This is a genomic window from Enterococcus sp. DIV0800 (genome assembly GCF_050559735.1).
GTDB lineage: Bacteria > Bacillota > Bacilli > Lactobacillales > Enterococcaceae > Enterococcus_A > Enterococcus_A devriesei.
Genome location: NZ_CP187899.1, coordinates 32,602 through 49,135, shown reverse-complemented (window position 1 = coordinate 49,135; position 16,534 = coordinate 32,602). Strand labels below are relative to the sequence as shown.

The following is a 16,534-nucleotide window of genomic DNA, read 5'->3' as shown; positions in this document are numbered from 1 at the left end:
ACTATCTTTCTTTATTCAGACTGCCTTTTTTCGTTTTAGTTTGGGCGTAAGCCTTGAGTAAAATGATACCGATGATTCCTGTAACAATCGCATTTGTCACACCGGCTACGACTCCTTGCGTAAAGACTTTGCTTGGTGCCTCCGCATAGATCAAAATATCACCAACTGGAGCAATCACGACCCACGTAACTAAGTTCGCGATCGTTTCTCCTACAATAAAAGTAATCATTTCTTTTTTACCAAAAATTCCTTCATTGATTGGAATTCGTTTCGTCAATAAACCGAAGAAGACACCTAGAAAACCAGAAGCAACGATCCACGACCACCAAGCCCCATAAGTCGTCAAATCTCCTAACGCGTGTCCGATAAAGCCCGCTAACCCCGCCACAATAGGTCCATAAACAACACCAAGTAACGCTAAGAAAGGATAAGCCGTCGCGATATCCGTATTAGGAATGCCCGTCGGTATCGTCACAAAGCGCTTCAAGATGAAAAAAACAGCCGCCCCGATTCCAATTGCTACAATATGCTTTACTGTAAATTTACTATTCATTTGTTTTCCTCCTTAGAATTATTAATTATTTTCAACTTTTGTCAATTCAATCGTCCACTCATTACCAGTCCCAATTTTATATACCCCTGAAAAGGAATCAAGATTGATACCCAGTCCGACATTCAGCACAGAGTTAATATAAAGCACCGCTTCTTTTGGTGCTACTTGGGCAAAGGAACGACCAAACACCACTTCGTCTTGATAACGCAATACATCTTTGAAATATATTTTTACTAATAAGTTCTGCCCATAGTCTACTTGCCATGTTTTGAAAAACTCCAATGGAATGTTTGTCCAAAGCGAACCAAAACGAATATCGGTAATATCGATGGTACCGGTAATCTTTTGCTCATCTTGTTGTGGAGCAGTCAATGGGAAAGTTACAAAATCCGTTAGAGAAATAATCTCACCTAACTCGGTAAAAGCGACCTTTCCACTGGCCAAACGTGCTCCATTATATACATAAACATCCCGGCCATGAAAGGTGTGACTCTCAGAAGATCCCGGTAATCGTTGACTCTCTTCATCAATCTGACGCAGCTCTTTGATGCCTACATACTGAGCTAGGTAAGTTAATGTCCCGTTATCCGGTGTGATCACATATTGACCGCCTTTAAGCTCCGCTACCACACTACGGCGAGTCGAGCCCACGCCCGGATCTACTACTGACACAAAAACCGAACCTGCTGGCCAATAACTAACCGCCTGCAACAGCCGATAACTCGCATCATGGATATTATAAGGCTCAATTTCATGAGTTAGATTATTGATCGTCAAGTTGGGCTCGACTTGATAAGCCACCCCATACATGGCATTGACCGCCCCATCTTGTAAGCCAAAATCCGTTTGCAGTACTAAAAAATTTGCCATAACTCTTCCACCCTTCATTATTTTTCCTTCATGGAATCGAATATTGAATCGGATTAACATCCCCTCATTTAATAAACGAGCCATAATCTTTATGAATGAATCTTCTTTGAAAAAGAGACAAAGAGAACAAAAAAATGCCCTCAGCAAAAAATTGCTAAGGGCATTTAACATGCGTTACCACCTTTAATCGTACAGCCTTCACAGACTCTACCTTTATCAGTACCCAAACATCGGAGACTGTGCCTTGTTAACGGGGGCATCCGTATTTCCTTAAAGATTCGGGAAATCCACTCAAAAGCCATTTTCAAATGATCTACTTGCATCCTCTCTCACCACAACGAAGACTCTCTTAGGCTAAGTATGATTATTTTACTTTCTTTTTCAATGTGTTTCATTCATTTGCAAAATCATAGCAGAGAACCTCAAACTTGTCAAACACAGATTATCTTCATCAAATTAAACATGCTTAGACTGTAATTCTTCACGATAGCTTTTTTTATTTACAGCGATTAAATAACTTTTCCAACAAACAAACCAGTCATAACTTCACTAAAAATATGAACTAAAACTGTACTCCTCGACTTGCCCATTCAAATCTATCAGTGACAATCCGTTTTCTCTGCTTATCAAAAACACTTGGAAATAAATAGCTTCTTAACCATTCCACTTCACTACGCTTGTTAGGGTTGACCATCCAATCACTGGTTCTAGTTAGCTCCTTTAAGCGTTTTTGTAATTCAATTCTTTCTTTAAGTGTCATCATAATCCTCCTAGAACAATCCTTGTTTTCTTTTAAAATAACCTTTCGTTTGAAGTGCTTGTGGCTCGTTAAAGTTATTATATCCAAAGAGAAATTTTCTTTATATTCGATTTTTTTTGAATATGCAAAATAAAAAAACCTTTACTACACTCATTTTAAAAATGACTCTGGTAAAGATGCTCATTATGTTAATAATAGGTTACTTAGCCCTGCAACTAGTCCTCACGATAGCACAACGCCAGGCCTTTTAAAAAATTGCGAGCGTATTTGTCGCCACAAGGTTTAAAGTTACGATGACCTTCTTTTCTAAGAATGGCGCCCAGCTCACCTTTTGAAGGATAGACCCCAGCTTCTGCCATAATATCCAGCATATCATCACTAGTTAATTGCAAGGCAATCTTGACCTTTTTCAACAAAATATTGTTGATATGACGGATTTGATTGCTTTTTAATTGAGGTGCTTCGGTGGATTTATTTTTTTGTGGGCCGCGTTTCAAAATGATAAAACCGTTCAAAAAGCTATCGAAGACTTGATTATTGATTGGTTTTACGTACGTATTTTTTTCGAATTCGTCTTGTTCTTCGGCTTGGTTCGTAATTTTCTTCAACATGTCTTTCTCTTCTTCTTTGGTAACGGTCAAGCCGCCTAATTCGAAAGCTTTAACGATATCGGTATCTTTGATATCTAAGGCGTAGCGCAAACGTAGTAATAGATCGTTATTATTCATGAGTTCCTCCACTTTTCTGATTGTTCTACTATAACACAAAAACAGACTAGCACCTCATTCTTTCGAACGTCGGCGCTAGTCTTTGTTATTATTGTGGCGCATTGGATAAGGTCCAACGCAGAGTCGCTTGATAAGTGCCCGTCTCTACTTGCTTAGCATCGGTGATACTTAACTTTGTCTCAGCTGCTAGATTTTCACTGACTGAATGATCCAAATTGGGCTTGCCAGTTTTATCGAACGTCAACTTACCATCAGAAGTTACGGTGCCATTCAAAAGCCCTTGTGCTCCTTGAGCAGAAGCAAAATCGATCTTGCCGGCGATCGGCTTTTTACCATTTGAAAAATCACTTAAAGCAACCGATAAACTCCATGGTGTTTTTCCATCCGTCGGAAAGCGCTCATCGGTAATCTTGATGCCCTCATTGTTTTCGCTGACCAGTTGAAAACTAGGATCTTGACTAAATTGCGACAGATCTTTTTTCCCGAATTGAAGATCTGGGACTTGATCTAGTGTCAAATACCCGCTGACATTGACTGTAATTTTAGTAAAAACATCTTCCTGCCCAGGAATTCTGATCGTAATGACGTGCTGCCCTACAGATAAGCCTTGCAGGTTCACTCCATCAGTGATCACCATTTTGCTAAAGTCACCTTGTCCATCGGCTCCCTCGACATCGGTTCCCTCGTAATCAGTCGTAACGATCTTTAATTTAATTGGCTGATCTTTGAAGATCGTCAGTTCATTTCCCACTGCATTGCCATCTTCTGTGGTTAAATGAATCGTCGGCAATTTAGGAGTGGGATGATTAGGCGCGCTAGTCCCTGGCCAGTTGCTCGTATCAAATTGATTCCTTTTTGCCATGTCCAAATTTAATTCCGATTGAATCTCAATGTCACCGCCAGCTACGTAGCTAGAATGCATCACTTCGGCACCGGCACTGCCTACAAGAATATTTCCCTTTGGAACAAGCAATGAACCATAAAATTTTGCGGCAATGATTGAGACTTGACTCGCGTTCGGAAATGAATGGATGATGCGGTTTCCGAATGCTTCAATCGTTGTGTCTCCCGTGACTGTCAAGTGGTTGTTCCAATCCCAAGTAAAGGTGCCACTCGTTTGCCAGTTAAAAATCAAATACGGCAATTGCTTGGATGGAGCACCTTGATAATTAATCTCGAACTCATCATCGGCTCGAACAAGATTCATATCTAAAATGATAATGGGAACAGCTGAGCTGGTATAGTTGCGAAGATCAAGGCTGATCTGATGGACTGTCTTGGCTTTAGTCGTATCTTGGACTACTGTTTGAGTGGCCTTGATTGCCGCATCTGAAACAGCAACCCCTTTATCTTGGGTCAGACTTTGATACTTTTCACTGACACTGATTAAATTATTTTGCGTGGTTGACTGCCAATTATCAGCGGTAATCCCATTATCTTGAAAAGCTTTGAGTTGATCGGCAGAATGAACTGATTTTTTAGCTGCGGGAATTTTAGCTCCGCCATTCTTTACGATCAGCTTTTGATTTGGAAACGCACTAGACTGGGCTAAATTATTGGCTAATGTATCATTGATGGTATTGGCTACCACTGTGACATTTTCTTTAGGATCACCCGTTAATTTCAAACCGCCAGTGGTTAGATTGCTGCCGAAATAATTTGGCCAGCCATTTTTCCCAGTAATCGTATTAGCGCCCATATAGCCTGTCACGTTTTGCTGACCAATTGTTAAGGTTCCGCCAGCAAAAGCGGTGAATTCTGTACCGACTCCTAAAGGATAGCTAGACAGCTCTCGCGGATTGACCAAGCCTGATGCGTCAACCAATCCGCGTTTTTCAGGTTTAATGGTCTTCTCTGGTGATTTTACCGAGGAACTGGTACTTGTTTGGCTGGAGGACTCAGCTGTTTCATCACTCTTAGATCGAGTAGTTGCTGGCGAATCTTTCGTTGAAAAATTCATCGAAGTCCCCTGTGTCGCGGAATCAGCAGTCGTGGTTGTTTGAGTCGTAGTTTCAGTACTGGAAACCGCTTGAACGGTAGAAGTAAAAAGAGTGCCTCCAACTAATAGGAAAAGCAGAAAGGTCAGCCGATTTTTTCTGTTCATTACGCCTCATCCTTTGCTTGTCTGCCTTTTTTACGGCCTAATAAGAAAACCAATAGCAATAAAATGATTAAGACTAAGACACCGATAATGACATACAACCATAAATTATTGGATTGCTCTGGTGTATCAACTGATTTTTCATTGATGGTCTGAGCTTCCAATTGAGCGATCGTGAAGTCTCGTTCAAATTTCCATTCTTGTGTACCAGAAGTTGCGACTAAATCCAAATGATAATCCCCCGCTTCAAGCGGTTCCTTCTGCCAATCAATGGCGAAATCATAATTAGAGTTTGGCGCCATTTCTTGATTGTCCTTCTTCGTTTCTTTAAAAACGTTATCGTCGCCTTTTTTATAGATCTTGGCATCCACTGTCATGGAGCCAAAGGCTTGTGGTTCGATATTTTGTAAATTAGCTAAGACCGCGGTGTGTTCATCAGATAATCCAGCTTTGACATCATTTAATTTTAATTTTGGCGTGAAGTTTTGATCAGGGTTTTCTGTCAATGCTAGACCGAGCACTAAAGAATATTTATTTTTCACCGTCAGCATTTGCCCTTCACTAGATGACGAATCGGCGGTATCATCAGAAAGTTTTTCCGCGTAAAAACCACCCATGATCGTCCCACTGAAGGCTTCCTTTGGTGCTGTTAGAGTAAATTTGACATCCTTCGTTTCATTGGCTGCCAGATCCACTTCTTGCGGACTAGAAACAAGCTGTGTCACATCATATTTAGCAGTATCATCCCGCTTTACCGTTTGATCACTATAATCGATCTGACCATTATTATTAGTAAACGCAGGATTGGGCGAAATTTTGATTTTGATCGCTTGATTCTCTAAATTCTTTACCTTTAAAGTCAGTTCTTGGCTTTGATCAGGGGTCACTTTCAGATTAAAATAGCTAGCATCACCAATTTGATTTTCGGGCTGGACCGCATCGATAGTAAAGCCTGCACCAGCTGCTTCAGCAGAAACCGTGGTCATAAAACTGATCATCATCAAAAAAACAGTGGCTAACACTAATCCTATTTTTTTCATATTGTTCTCCCCTTTATCGATTCTCTCTCTTTTCATCTTAGTCAAAAATAATCTGTTTTACAAAAAATCGAACGCACAAAGCGTTCGATTAACGAAAATTTAGCGAGCTTGATCCACTTATTTTGCTGGAGCTGCAGTTGGTGTATTGGCTAATGTCCAGTTCACATCAGCTTGGTAAGTCCCAGCAACGATATTTTTATTTGCGTTGGCAGCAACGGTCAAATCGCCAGAAGCTACATCGAAGTTGTTGGCAAATGTTCCTTCGTTAACAGCCGCATTGATCAAAGTCGCTGCTTGATCATTCACAATTGTTTTAACTGGTGCTTTGGTTGCGATTCCGTCAGTCGCATCAGCTGAAGGAGATACTGTCATAGTTACACCATCGATTTTTTTACTACTGTCGGCAAGATTCGTAAAATCACTTCTTGATACGGAGAGTTTCCAACCAGCGTTCGTTCCGCGGTAGTCAGAAACAGTGATTTTTTGATTGCTATTTCCATCTTTAGACGCGTTCGAAAGTTTTCCATCAAACAAATTCAAATGAACTTCTTTTGAAAAATCAGCGACCTTTGGATTTGTACCGTTATCGTTAGCAAAATGCAAGTCAGGTACTTGATCTAACCGTAGTTGACCGGGATCAATGGCGAATTCAGCTTTAGAATTTGCAGCTACTGAATCGTTGGTCGCATCATATCCGGCCCCTAGTGTCCCTGCGTTGATAGTTTCAGCCGCAAAAACATTCGTACTTGCTAAGCCTAGTGAAGCTAGGACGATCGTTGAAGTCATAAGTGTGGCTAACATTTTTTTCATAAAAATTCCTCCTTAACATCTCATGCAACGAATTATTATTTTCATGAAACGTTTATGTAAATAATCCTTAATACACATCTGATTATAAGTTTTCTAACGCCAATAGCAATGTAATAGCTCGCTGCTTTTATCCTTCAAAATGCCTATCGCCTTGCGGTATCAAGCTTGTTTCACATTTACAAAATGGATTTATCTAAATATGAAAATAAAATTATCTTTTCACTTTGATAAAATCCTTTGTTATACTCAAAACAGCAGATATATCCGTCACGGAGGAGTCACTAGTGAAAAAAATATTTTCTTTAGTACTTAGTTTCATTCTTTTATTTATTTACATACCGACCACTCAAGCCACGACCTTTGGGTTTGGTGCATCGCCGATTTTTCCTGAGAACCAAATCGACGGCGCTTCTTACTTTGATTTGCAAGTAAAAAAAGACCAACAGCAACCCCTCTATATAATAGTAGAAAACTTTGACGATCAGCCAAAAACTTTAGAGATCACTCCTACCACTGCCTTCACGAATACGATCGGGCAAATCGAATACAGCTTGAACGATCATAAGCCTACTAGTGGTCCAAACTTTAAAGAACTACTCTCTGGACCTCAGACGGTTCACTTAGAAGCCCAGGAGCAAAAGCAAGTTGCCTTCCAACTGACGATTCCTGAAAAAGGTTTTTCCGGCAGTTTATTAGGAGGCTTTCAAATTCTTGATCAGAATGCCCCCACTAACGGTGGCATCCAACAAGAATTGTCTTACGTAATCGGAGTGATGTTAAGAGAGGATAAAGCCTTACCCGCTCCCCAACTAACTTTAGAAAACTTCACGACAGCTAAAGAAAATGTAGCTGCGAAACTAGCCAACACCTCTGGTCGATTAATTAGTCACTACCAATTAACAGGCGAACTTCGCTCTATTACAGGAAAAAAAATCAACCTAACAGATCAGACCATCAGCGTCGCGCCCCATGATTCCTTTACGTTGCAGTTGCCAACCGAAAAACCGCCAACGAGCGGACTTTATACCATCAAGCTAACAGTCAAAGGCGAAAAGAATTTTTCTTTTGACCGTTGGGTCTTTCTGCATCAGCAGAATGATCAGCTACAAATCTACGAGCTTGCTCTTTGGCCATTTATCCTGGCCTTGGCTTTGATCCTCGGATCATTAATTCTTTTTATTTGGAAAAAAAGAAAGGAGAAGCAACATGTTTGAAGAAATAGTCTTTGATTCGGTCACTCAAATGAAATTCCGGATCTTTAAGAATCTCGCGGGACAAACGACTGGGATCTATCCTTATCGTGACCTCGCCGCCCAGACTCAGCTTTCTTATCAACAGTATTACAAGCTATTGCAAGAACTGGATCACGATTTGTTAGAGTCGGGACTGATCAAAACTTCCTTAATCGTACCAAACACCGGAATCTCCACTGAAAAACTGGCGCTTTCGATTGATGAGTACCGCCTTCATCTATTAAAATCAAGTCTTTCTTTCCAATTTATGCAGGCATTACTTTTAAAACCAACACTTGGTTTGGAAAATTTCTTGCAGCAAAATTATATCAGTCGCGCCACCATCAGCCGTAAAATGCAGCCGATGATCAAATATTTAGCCAAGTACCAGCTCAAAATCAACTTTCAAAAATTCCGACTAGAAGGGAATGAGATCGCCATCCGTCTGGCTTTCTTCTATCTTTTTTGGTTAGGCTACCGTAATTTGTTTTGGCCTTTCGATGTCGCCAAAGAAAAAGCGTCGACTTATGGTGAGCTCTTTTTACAGGATTCACCTTTAAGTCGTGACTTTGTCAGCCGCTTGGAAACATCAATTTATTCTGGCGTGGCTCTCACTCGCATGCTCCAACAGCGATTCGCTGAGTACGAACCAGCCTTGGATTTTATGTTGGAAGATAATCCCGAATGTGATCTGTGTGCGTTTGAAAAGACCTTTGACCTTTCACCGGAACATTCTAAGGGAGAATTGGCTTCGATCTATTTTCTGATGAATTTTATTCCGATTTACGAAGACCCTGCCGATCCCGCGCTAGAAAAAAGTATTCATACCTTTACTAGAAAAGCAAATCCAGTCTGGGATTTAGTAGAAAGTTTCCGCTGTTTTGTCATCGACGAATTGCACGTGCATATGGAAACGGGGACAAAAAAAATGATGATGGCCAATCTAGCCAACATCATTCTCGCCTTCTACGTTTTTCGCGGTCCCTTTCCAAATCTACCCGCTTTAGTCAAGTATCCTGAAGTAAAATCAGCCGAGACCTTACAGTTTGAAGAGAAGATCAAGCAATTCTTAAATGCACTTTTAAAACGAGAGAAATTTTCAGCATTTCGTCCCTCTGAAAAATATTTAGTCCAAATCTTGCGTTCTGGTATCTCACCTTTCTACTATCAAATGACCAAGGAACACCCTTTAAAAATCGGCGTTATGATGGAGTCTAATCAATTACTCGTCAAACGGCTGTGGGACTTTTTAGCGGATATCAGTTTTGTGGAAACAGAGTTTTATCACAGTGAGACTACCTACGATTTTCTGATTACGACCTTTTCCCAAACAGCCACGGAAATTCCTGTCTATTATTGGGACTTTAACGTCGGCTATCAAAATCTTTCTTCATTATATGTAGCTTTACGTAAGACTTATATCGAAAAAAATCGGTAACTTAACTATAGTAATAAAAAAACAAACAGTCACCATCTTCGATTCCTGAAGGTAGTACTTGTTTGTTTTTATGTGTTGATTTCTCCTACTAAGCAAGACTTTGCTTTTCTAAATCTAAATAAATTAAAATCTTAGACATCTCTTTAGAAGTCATGCGTCTGACTTCACGAGGAATAAATTGATGAATTTCATCTTGATTGTACCCCACCTGTAAATGACGCTCGTCTAAAATAATTGGTCTGCGTAACAAGGTTGGGTGCTTTTCAATCAACTCAATCAGTTCATTGAAAGATAATTCATCAAAATCAACATCAAGTTTTTCATAGACCTTGGAACGAGTCGAAATAATCTCTTCTGTTCCCGTTTCCGTCAAGCAAAGAATTTCTTTGATTTCTTCTTTATTCAAAGGACTAGAAAAAATATTTCTTTCCTCAAATGGAAGTCCTTGTTCAGTTAACCATGCTTTTGCTTTACGGCAAGAAGTACAACTTGGAGAAGTATACAATTTAATCATCTGCTAAACACCTTTCTTAAACTTTTTTATTATTCTCAGTTATCTTATATATCAACCATACAATATTCTTCCCTTTTTGTTAAATGCGTTCTGATCAAAATAACGAAAAATAATCCTTTTATGTGACAATCATATTTTTTTATATAACTTTAAAAAAGAATCATTTTAAACAAAGAGTTAGATGAAATCTGATGTAAATATACTTATTAAAGCACTTTTCGCGCTTTGGTCTACACCAATTAGATAACAATCTACATCTGAAAGGTTGCTTTTTAATCAATAAGTTCTTCAAAAATGTAAAAAATGATTGAATGATTTCTTTTACTATTTTTAAGTTTTTTCCGTAAAGAATTCTCTGAAAGATTGATAAAGAAATGTACTTTCAAAAGGAAAGACAGTACTTAAAAAAATATCCATAACTATTTGATGAGTTAAAACTGAACATAAAAAACGCTCAATCACTTTTGATGATTGAGCGCAAAGTTTGCTTTCTTGATTATGTCAAAAATTCGTAACTTCATTTTTCTATTTGAATATCGAAACCTGTGATAACACTTGGAGTTGTGATCAGAAGAAGTGCTCACAACTCTTCTAATCCTGTTGTATCTAATAGCGTTACATTGCGTCTTTCACGCTTAATCAGCTGTTGCTGTTCTAGTAATTTGAATTTTCTTGATAAAGTTTCCGGTGTCGTCCCTAAAAAATAGGCTAGCTCTTTCATTTTCATAGGTAAAACGAATTTCTTTGTATTGACTACTTTAGCCAAATCAAGCAAATAGGTGGCTAAACGCTCCTCCACTTTCTCCATCATTAAAAATTGTGTCTGCTTTTCTACTTTCAGCATTTTTTGAGCATTGATCTCTAGTAATTTCAAGCTTAGTTGCGGATAACTTAAGAGCAATTCTGAAAAATCTTGCTGTCTAAGAATACAAACTTCAGTTGTTTCTAGTGCTTCACCAAATAAAACTTCATTGCGAACACCAAATAATTGGTTTTCACCTTCGTACCCACCAGGTTCCACTACACGTAGGACTTGTTCCTTACCATTTGAAGATAGTTGATAGACTTTCATATTTCCATGAGCAACAATCACTAATTGCGCGGTTCCCGCGGGTGTAAAAATTTGTTCACCTTTTTCAATGACCCGGTGCTTAACCAACGCATGTATTCTTTGCTGATCCGTGATATCCAAATGATTGAATAGTGGAACTAAAGATACACATAAATGTTCATGGTTCATGAAAATTCTCCTTTACTCGTCTTCTTCAAGTTGGGAGATTCCATCTTCTCCCAAATACCTCTGCCAAATCAATTCCTGCTCCTTGATCCAGCCGTATAGTTCTTTCAAAAAATTAGCTAAACCAAATTTAGCCTCTTTTTCTGCTAAGGCGATCCCGCGGGTAACAAATAAATTTTGCGTTGCTAGATCCGTGATAAACTCCCTAAGAATCACTGTGTCGCTTTCATACTTTAATTTACCACTTTCTTTGATCATCGCATAGTCGCTGAATTCTTTCAAAGTTGTCGGGACCAGTTCTCCTTCTGCAAGGACCTTTTGACTTAATGTATCAAAGAAATGATCTTCATCAGCAATCATCCCTACCAACTTATCCTCAGAAAAGCTTCGCACGTGACCTTTTAAATAATAATTTGCTTGTCTTAGCTTCGTTCGATGGATAAATAGATTGGCCAAAATATGGCTGATCATCGCTGCAGCAGTCGGCGTATGATGGTCCCGATCACTTTTGATTTGTTCTGCTTGGAATTTTTCATCTGGATTCACTTTAGGATAACTCCTTTACTTTGACCGTTTCCACTTCATAACCTAAGTCTTCGATCACTTTTTGTAATACTTCCGGACTAGTCTGCTCTGCTTGGAAATCGGCTTTGACTTTGCTGGCGTTGAAAAGAACTTTTACATTTTCGACACCTTTTTGTTGGCTGACCGCATTTTCAATTTTTTGCATACACGACGGACAAGTCAGTGTTCCTAATTGGATAATCATTTTTTTCATCATTGAAGCCTCCTCTAAATTGATACCTTTATTCTATAGATTCTTTGATTTTCGCGAATTGATTTCTATCAAGTTTTGTCTTTTTTGTTTGAAAAGAAAGCAGCCGCATACCATTGATTACAACAATCAAGATACTTAATTCATGAAAGAACATGCCACTAGCCATATAAACATAGCCAAAAACTAACCCCACTAACAAAAAGAGGACAGTCCCAATCGCAATCGTAATATTTTCTTTCATATTGGTCACCGTCTTTTTAGTAAGTTGATAAGCATGAAGTAAGCTTTGAAATGTTGACTGAATTAAAACAATATCCGATGTCTCAACGGCTACGTCAGTTCCACTCCCCATCGCTATCCCAATATCCGCTAGCGCGATTGAAGGACTATCATTGATTCCATCCCCCACAAAGGCCACAACTTCGCCTGCTTGTTGCAGCTGTTGAATGACATCCGCTTTCTCTTCAGGTAGTAAATCACCCTGAATTTCAGTGAATCCAAGCTCTTTTCCAATAATTTCTGCAGTCCGTTGATTGTCCCCTGTCAACATAATCAGACGTTTTATGCCGCTTTTTTTCAGCGCACTCATAGTCTCTGATGCACCTTGACGAAGCTGATCCTTTACACCAATCAATGCCACGACTTCTTGATCCGTTGCAACCAATACTACCGAGTGACCTTGCTCGTGTAAAAATTGTTCGTCTACTTGAAGCGCAGTTGTCAGTGGAATTTTTTGTTCTTTCATGAGTTGCTTATTGCCGATGATTAGGCGCTGACCTGCTACAGATGCAACAATCCCTCGGCCTGCTTTGATTGCAGTATCAGTGACACTGACTTTGCTAAAATCTTCTTGGCTATTTTCTTTTACGTAGTCAACGATGGCTTGTCCTAAAGGATGATCCGATTCGGCTTCTACCGCCGCAGTCAACGCAAGATAGTCAGTAGCTGATTTGCCGTACAGCTGCACTGTTGCGACGGTTGGTTTGCCATTTGTCAACGTTCCAGTTTTGTCAAAGACTAGCGTATTGACCCGACTAAAAGTATTCATTACATCACTACCTTTGATCAATATCCCATTTTTCGCTCCGTTTCCGATCCCTGCAACATTGGATACCGGCACACCAATGATCAACGCCCCCGGACAGCCAAGTACGAGAATGGTAATTGCTAAACGAACGTCTCGACTAATCAAGCCAGTCAGTATAGCTATAATTAAAATGAGCGGCGTATAATATTTAGCAAAATGATCTATAAACCGTTCTGCAGTTGACTTACTGTCTTGTGCTTCTTCTACAAGTTCAATGATTTTTCCAAAAGTCGTATCTTCACCGATTCTTTCAGCCCGCATTTTTAGGGTGCCATTCTCCAAGATCGTTCCGGCAAACACCTGATCGGCTGTTTTCTTATGGACTTGCTTTGATTCCCCGGTCACATTTGCTTCATTTAGATAGCCTGATCCTTCTAATACTATGCCATCAACGGGAATCTGGGCACCTGTTTTGACCAATAATTGATCGCCCACTCCCACCTCGTCTATCTCCACTTCACTAAAAGCCTCACCCGTGAATTTCCAAGCTTTTGCAGGAGCCATTTGGACTAATTTTTGAATAGCAGAACGGGTGTGTTCCAATGTTTTTTGCTCAAGCAAATGACCCAATAGAAAGAGAAAAGTGACGATCGCCGATTCATTGTATTCCCCAATCATAAATGCCCCTATTACCGCGATCGTAACTAGTAAATCGATACTGATCACCTTAACCTTTAATGCTTGATAAGCTTGGATCATGATTGGCAGACCCCCTAATACAGAGGCAACGATCATTCCTACGTCATAAATCCACTCCTGTTGGAAAAAGAACTTAGCCCCAATCGAGCCCATGATAAAAATCGCATTGAGCAACGTGAGCTCCTTTTTACGAGCGAGTATTTTCTTTTGCACCTTCACTATTAACACTCCTTGTCTGTTTTCTAACAGTTTACAAGTGCTCTTCAGAAAATGAATTGATTACTATCAAGAAAAAAAGAGTATTCGTAAAAATACGAATACTCTTTAAAATGGCATTTTAATTTTTTCCATCCAATAAACGATTTTGACCTTCAATTGATTGGATTTCTGTAATATCTTGAGTAACCTCTAAGCAGCCTAAATATTCGTCGGATTCATCTTTTAGAGCAAAATAACGAATATAGATTTTTTTGCCTCGAATATCGATCCAAAAATCTGCTTCTGAACGGGCGCCTGAACGAAAATCATCAAGGATTTGCTGAACAATGTGCATACTCTTCGGTGGATGGCAATTCACAACCTCACGCCCGATTACTGACTTCGTACGGGGAAACACTCGGCTTTTCCCTTCTGAGAAAAAGCGTACACGATCCTCTTTATCAACAAACGTCAAGTCCACTGGTAAAACTTGGAACATAGCGATCATTTCTGCCATCTTTAATGTTCCGGTAGGTAAAACGACCGTCTCAGCCGCTGCTTTGTTCTCCCAATCATCATGTTCTACCGGGTTCGTCTCTGTTTGATCAGTCAGACTAGCTGCGATCCCCTCTGTTGTTTCCTTGGCTTGCTGGATCGCTAATTGACGAGCTGGTTCTCGTTCTTGTTCCTTTTCTAGTGAAGCTTGGCTGGCCTTCCACGGTAAAGGCTCAGGTATGAAAGCAAAGCCGATATCAAAACTATCTTCGGCGATTTTTTCCCAGTCTTTCAAACTGAAAACATCTAAAGTCATCGGCGCCATGATCTCTTCTTCTTTAAAAATCATCTCTTCAATTTCATTTTTTGCCGATTCCCACTGCTCAGCAATTGGGTTATAAGCCGCTTTGTCAGAACTTACTAATTGAATCAAAGCTTTGATTTGATCCCGAATATCGTCATCGACGCCCCACATTACTTTTGGAGGGGCAGTGATACCGTATTTTTCCATATAAGAAAAAATCAACGTTTCTTTACGAGCATAATGCTTGTCAATCTGCATTAAATCAGTCAGTGCATGCAGCAACCGTTCCTTTTGTGACCAATCACCTGCTTTTATTTTAACTAGAAGACCATCGATTTCATCCGTCAACAACGATTGCAACACCTGATTTTCTAGCTTCAGCGTATGGACCGGATGCCCCGGCTGTTCATGCTCTAGATTAGATCGATGGATCTCGTTGATCGAACCTTTAAATACCGCCGCATGAATATTACATAACTTTTGGATCTCTTGGGGATTTAACCCGCCTTGGATCAAGGCTTTTTCTGCCGCCGTAATCTCGGTCACATCTACGCCGTCAAACTCTTGATTAAATAAATCTTTCGCTTCCTCAAAAGAACCGCCTTTGTGGAGTAATGATAGGATCTCGACAATCCTCGCTTGTCGTTGTTCTCTCGTACCTTCCATTAAACTGCTCCTTTCACAGTAAAGCCATTCGCTTCAAACAACTCAATGACTTGATTTAGCGGAATGTGTTTCATTTTCGCGCCTTTGGGGATCGTTACATAACGGCCTGCCGTTTGCAGCATGCCCGGTTTTGCGATCGCTTCAAAACCTAATCTATACATTAAATCCTTTACTTCAGGATAAAGAGTGACTAATTCCAACAAAGATTTAGATAAGTCTAATTCCTTCATACACAGTTCTCCCTTAATTTATTTGCTCACTCATTATACGCCCAAAACAACTATTTTTCAGCGCTTCTTAAAAATTTTTGAAGAGGATCTAATCGAACTAGCTTAAAGCAAAATACAATGGAGCTAATTCTTTGATCGTTTGAACAACCATTTCATCAACCGTTGTGATACTTTTTGTTTTAAATAATAGTTTTCCCACTTGAAAACTTCGTCCCTCTAATTTAGCTTCCAGCTTCTCTGATTGAAGTGGATCTGCTAAGAATTCCGAAAGCAGGAGATGGTCAGCTAATTCATGTTCCACTTGCGGCCAAATATAGTAATCCGTAATGTCTACCGTCTCGCTCCACTTTTTCAGCGTCGGCAACAGCGCATTGTAATCCGCCAAACTTCCCGAACGTTCACCACTTTTATAATGCTGAAACATCAAATAAACTTGAAATTGCTTTTTATTCAATAAGGTCGCCAAACACGCATTTTGATTACGATGCTGCGGATCACGATACGCGCACCAAAAATGATTCCGCAAATTCCACCCGTTGGTCCAGCTTTCGATCTTCGGCTTGTCTAAGTGATATTCTGCTGGTAATGATTTTGCCACCGCTTGCTGCAGTGCCTTCCATTTTTGCCAATGTTCCTGATAGTTTTTCTTGATCTGCTCAATTTCTGCTATAGTATAACTTGCCTTTAATTGCTTAAAAGCAAAATAATCTCGTTCAAATAATTGAAAATCTTCACTCGTTAACTCCATCAAAATGCCTCTTTTCATTAGATCTTTTCTATTGTAAACAGCAGCCAAAATTTATTCAACTGTTAGCCATTTAGTAAATCCTCGTTAAAATTCAGCACAAAAAAAC

At 39.7% G+C, this 16,534-nt stretch carries 17 protein-coding genes and 1 other annotated feature; of the genes, 2 read left to right on the top strand and 15 right to left on the bottom strand.

Features of this window, described 5'->3' with window-relative positions:
- Position 1 precedes the first annotated feature (1 nt).
- The 7 genes from IGI54_RS12215 to IGI54_RS12185 all read right to left on the bottom strand — a co-directional run bounded on the left by IGI54_RS12215 (position 2) and on the right by IGI54_RS12185 (position 6,862).
- A complete protein-coding gene (locus tag IGI54_RS12215) occupies positions 2 to 553 on the bottom strand; it encodes an ECF-type riboflavin transporter substrate-binding protein (RefSeq protein WP_430621774.1) in 552 nt (183 codons plus the stop codon).
- Positions 554 to 574: 21 nt separating this feature from the next.
- Complete coding sequence (locus tag IGI54_RS12210) at positions 575 to 1,423, bottom strand: SAM hydrolase/SAM-dependent halogenase family protein (RefSeq protein ID WP_430621773.1); 849 nt, start codon at positions 1,421 to 1,423, stop codon at positions 575 to 577.
- Between the two features lie 153 nt (positions 1,424 to 1,576).
- Positions 1,577 to 1,817: a binding site (T-box leader), on the bottom strand.
- A gap of 168 nt (positions 1,818 to 1,985) precedes the next feature.
- A complete protein-coding gene (locus IGI54_RS12205; RefSeq protein WP_430621772.1) occupies positions 1,986 to 2,183 on the bottom strand; it encodes a hypothetical protein in 198 nt (65 codons plus the stop codon).
- A 215-nt stretch (positions 2,184 to 2,398) separates the two neighbouring features.
- Complete coding sequence (locus IGI54_RS12200; RefSeq protein ID WP_430621771.1) at positions 2,399 to 2,911, bottom strand: DUF1456 family protein; 513 nt, start codon at positions 2,909 to 2,911, stop codon at positions 2,399 to 2,401.
- A gap of 88 nt (positions 2,912 to 2,999) precedes the next feature.
- A complete protein-coding gene (locus tag IGI54_RS12195) occupies positions 3,000 to 5,015 on the bottom strand; it encodes a hypothetical protein (protein ID WP_430621770.1) in 2,016 nt (671 codons plus the stop codon).
- Positions 5,015 to 6,052, bottom strand: coding sequence for a DUF916 and DUF3324 domain-containing protein (locus IGI54_RS12190; RefSeq protein WP_430621769.1), 1,038 nt, complete (start codon positions 6,050 to 6,052; stop codon positions 5,015 to 5,017). Before IGI54_RS12190 ends, IGI54_RS12195 begins: the two co-directional genes overlap by 1 nt.
- Positions 6,053 to 6,169: 117 nt before the next feature.
- Entirely contained in the window at positions 6,170 to 6,862 is a 693-nt protein-coding gene (locus IGI54_RS12185; RefSeq protein ID WP_430621768.1) for a WxL domain-containing protein, read from the bottom strand.
- A 284-nt stretch (positions 6,863 to 7,146) separates the two neighbouring features.
- On the opposite strand from IGI54_RS12185, the gene IGI54_RS12180 reads away from it, so the two are divergent.
- Complete coding sequence (locus IGI54_RS12180) at positions 7,147 to 8,076, top strand: WxL protein peptidoglycan domain-containing protein (protein ID WP_430621767.1); 930 nt, start codon at positions 7,147 to 7,149, stop codon at positions 8,074 to 8,076.
- A complete protein-coding gene (locus tag IGI54_RS12175) occupies positions 8,069 to 9,532 on the top strand; it encodes a helix-turn-helix domain-containing protein (RefSeq protein WP_430621766.1) in 1,464 nt (487 codons plus the stop codon). The genes IGI54_RS12180 and IGI54_RS12175 overlap by 8 nt, the downstream gene beginning before the upstream one ends.
- Before the next feature lie 88 nt (positions 9,533 to 9,620).
- Here the strand turns inward: IGI54_RS12175 and spx are convergent, their stop codons facing one another.
- The 8 genes from spx to IGI54_RS12135 all read right to left on the bottom strand — a co-directional run bounded on the left by spx (position 9,621) and on the right by IGI54_RS12135 (position 16,428).
- A complete protein-coding gene (gene spx, locus IGI54_RS12170; protein ID WP_430621765.1) occupies positions 9,621 to 10,046 on the bottom strand; it encodes a transcriptional regulator Spx in 426 nt (141 codons plus the stop codon).
- Positions 10,047 to 10,626: 580 nt separating this feature from the next.
- Positions 10,627 to 11,286 carry a Crp/Fnr family transcriptional regulator gene (locus tag IGI54_RS12165; protein ID WP_430621764.1) on the bottom strand — a complete coding sequence of 220 codons (660 nt, stop codon included), beginning with the start codon at positions 11,284 to 11,286 and terminating at the stop codon, positions 10,627 to 10,629.
- Positions 11,287 to 11,298: 12 nt separating this feature from the next.
- Complete coding sequence (locus IGI54_RS12160) at positions 11,299 to 11,829, bottom strand: DNA-binding protein (protein ID WP_313631015.1); 531 nt, start codon at positions 11,827 to 11,829, stop codon at positions 11,299 to 11,301.
- Between the two features lies 1 nt (position 11,830).
- Positions 11,831 to 12,061 carry a heavy-metal-associated domain-containing protein gene (locus tag IGI54_RS12155; protein ID WP_071861948.1) on the bottom strand — a complete coding sequence of 77 codons (231 nt, stop codon included), beginning with the start codon at positions 12,059 to 12,061 and terminating at the stop codon, positions 11,831 to 11,833.
- Between the two features lie 28 nt (positions 12,062 to 12,089).
- On the bottom strand, positions 12,090 to 14,006 hold the full coding sequence (locus IGI54_RS12150) for a heavy metal translocating P-type ATPase (RefSeq protein WP_430621763.1): 1,917 nt from the start codon (positions 14,004 to 14,006) through the stop codon (positions 12,090 to 12,092).
- A 118-nt stretch (positions 14,007 to 14,124) separates the two neighbouring features.
- Positions 14,125 to 15,450 carry a DUF438 domain-containing protein gene (locus IGI54_RS12145; RefSeq protein WP_430621762.1) on the bottom strand — a complete coding sequence of 442 codons (1,326 nt, stop codon included), beginning with the start codon at positions 15,448 to 15,450 and terminating at the stop codon, positions 14,125 to 14,127.
- Positions 15,450 to 15,680 carry a DUF1858 domain-containing protein gene (locus IGI54_RS12140; RefSeq protein WP_071861951.1) on the bottom strand — a complete coding sequence of 77 codons (231 nt, stop codon included), beginning with the start codon at positions 15,678 to 15,680 and terminating at the stop codon, positions 15,450 to 15,452. Before IGI54_RS12140 ends, IGI54_RS12145 begins: the two co-directional genes overlap by 1 nt.
- Before the next feature lie 97 nt (positions 15,681 to 15,777).
- Entirely contained in the window at positions 15,778 to 16,428 is a 651-nt protein-coding gene (locus tag IGI54_RS12135; RefSeq protein WP_430622003.1) for an HI_0552 family protein, read from the bottom strand.
- Between the last annotated feature and the right edge of the window lie 106 nt (positions 16,429 to 16,534).

Bases quoted from the DNA above. Each gene is read 5' to 3' on its own strand.
- IGI54_RS12215 (WP_430621774.1), bottom strand. From the start codon at position 553: ATGAATAGTAAATTTACAGTAAAGCATATTGTAGCAATTGGAATCGGG.
- IGI54_RS12210 (WP_430621773.1), bottom strand. From the start codon at position 1,423: ATGGCAAATTTTTTAGTACTGCAAACGGATTTTGGCTTACAAGATGGG.
- IGI54_RS12205 (WP_430621772.1), bottom strand. From the start codon at position 2,183: ATGACACTTAAAGAAAGAATTGAATTACAAAAACGCTTAAAGGAGCTA.
- IGI54_RS12200 (WP_430621771.1), bottom strand. From the start codon at position 2,911: ATGAATAATAACGATCTATTACTACGTTTGCGCTACGCCTTAGATATC.
- IGI54_RS12195 (WP_430621770.1), bottom strand. From the start codon at position 5,015: ATGAACAGAAAAAATCGGCTGACCTTTCTGCTTTTCCTATTAGTTGGA.
- IGI54_RS12190 (WP_430621769.1), bottom strand. From the start codon at position 6,052: ATGAAAAAAATAGGATTAGTGTTAGCCACTGTTTTTTTGATGATGATC.
- IGI54_RS12185 (WP_430621768.1), bottom strand. From the start codon at position 6,862: ATGAAAAAAATGTTAGCCACACTTATGACTTCAACGATCGTCCTAGCT.
- IGI54_RS12175 (WP_430621766.1), top strand. From the start codon at position 8,069: ATGTTTGAAGAAATAGTCTTTGATTCGGTCACTCAAATGAAATTCCGG.
- spx (WP_430621765.1), bottom strand. From the start codon at position 10,046: ATGATTAAATTGTATACTTCTCCAAGTTGTACTTCTTGCCGTAAAGCA.
- IGI54_RS12165 (WP_430621764.1), bottom strand. From the start codon at position 11,286: ATGAACCATGAACATTTATGTGTATCTTTAGTTCCACTATTCAATCAT.
- IGI54_RS12155 (WP_071861948.1), bottom strand. From the start codon at position 12,061: ATGAAAAAAATGATTATCCAATTAGGAACACTGACTTGTCCGTCGTGT.
- IGI54_RS12145 (WP_430621762.1), bottom strand. From the start codon at position 15,450: ATGGAAGGTACGAGAGAACAACGACAAGCGAGGATTGTCGAGATCCTA.
- IGI54_RS12140 (WP_071861951.1), bottom strand. From the start codon at position 15,680: ATGAAGGAATTAGACTTATCTAAATCTTTGTTGGAATTAGTCACTCTT.
- IGI54_RS12135 (WP_430622003.1), bottom strand. From the start codon at position 16,428: ATGGAGTTAACGAGTGAAGATTTTCAATTATTTGAACGAGATTATTTT.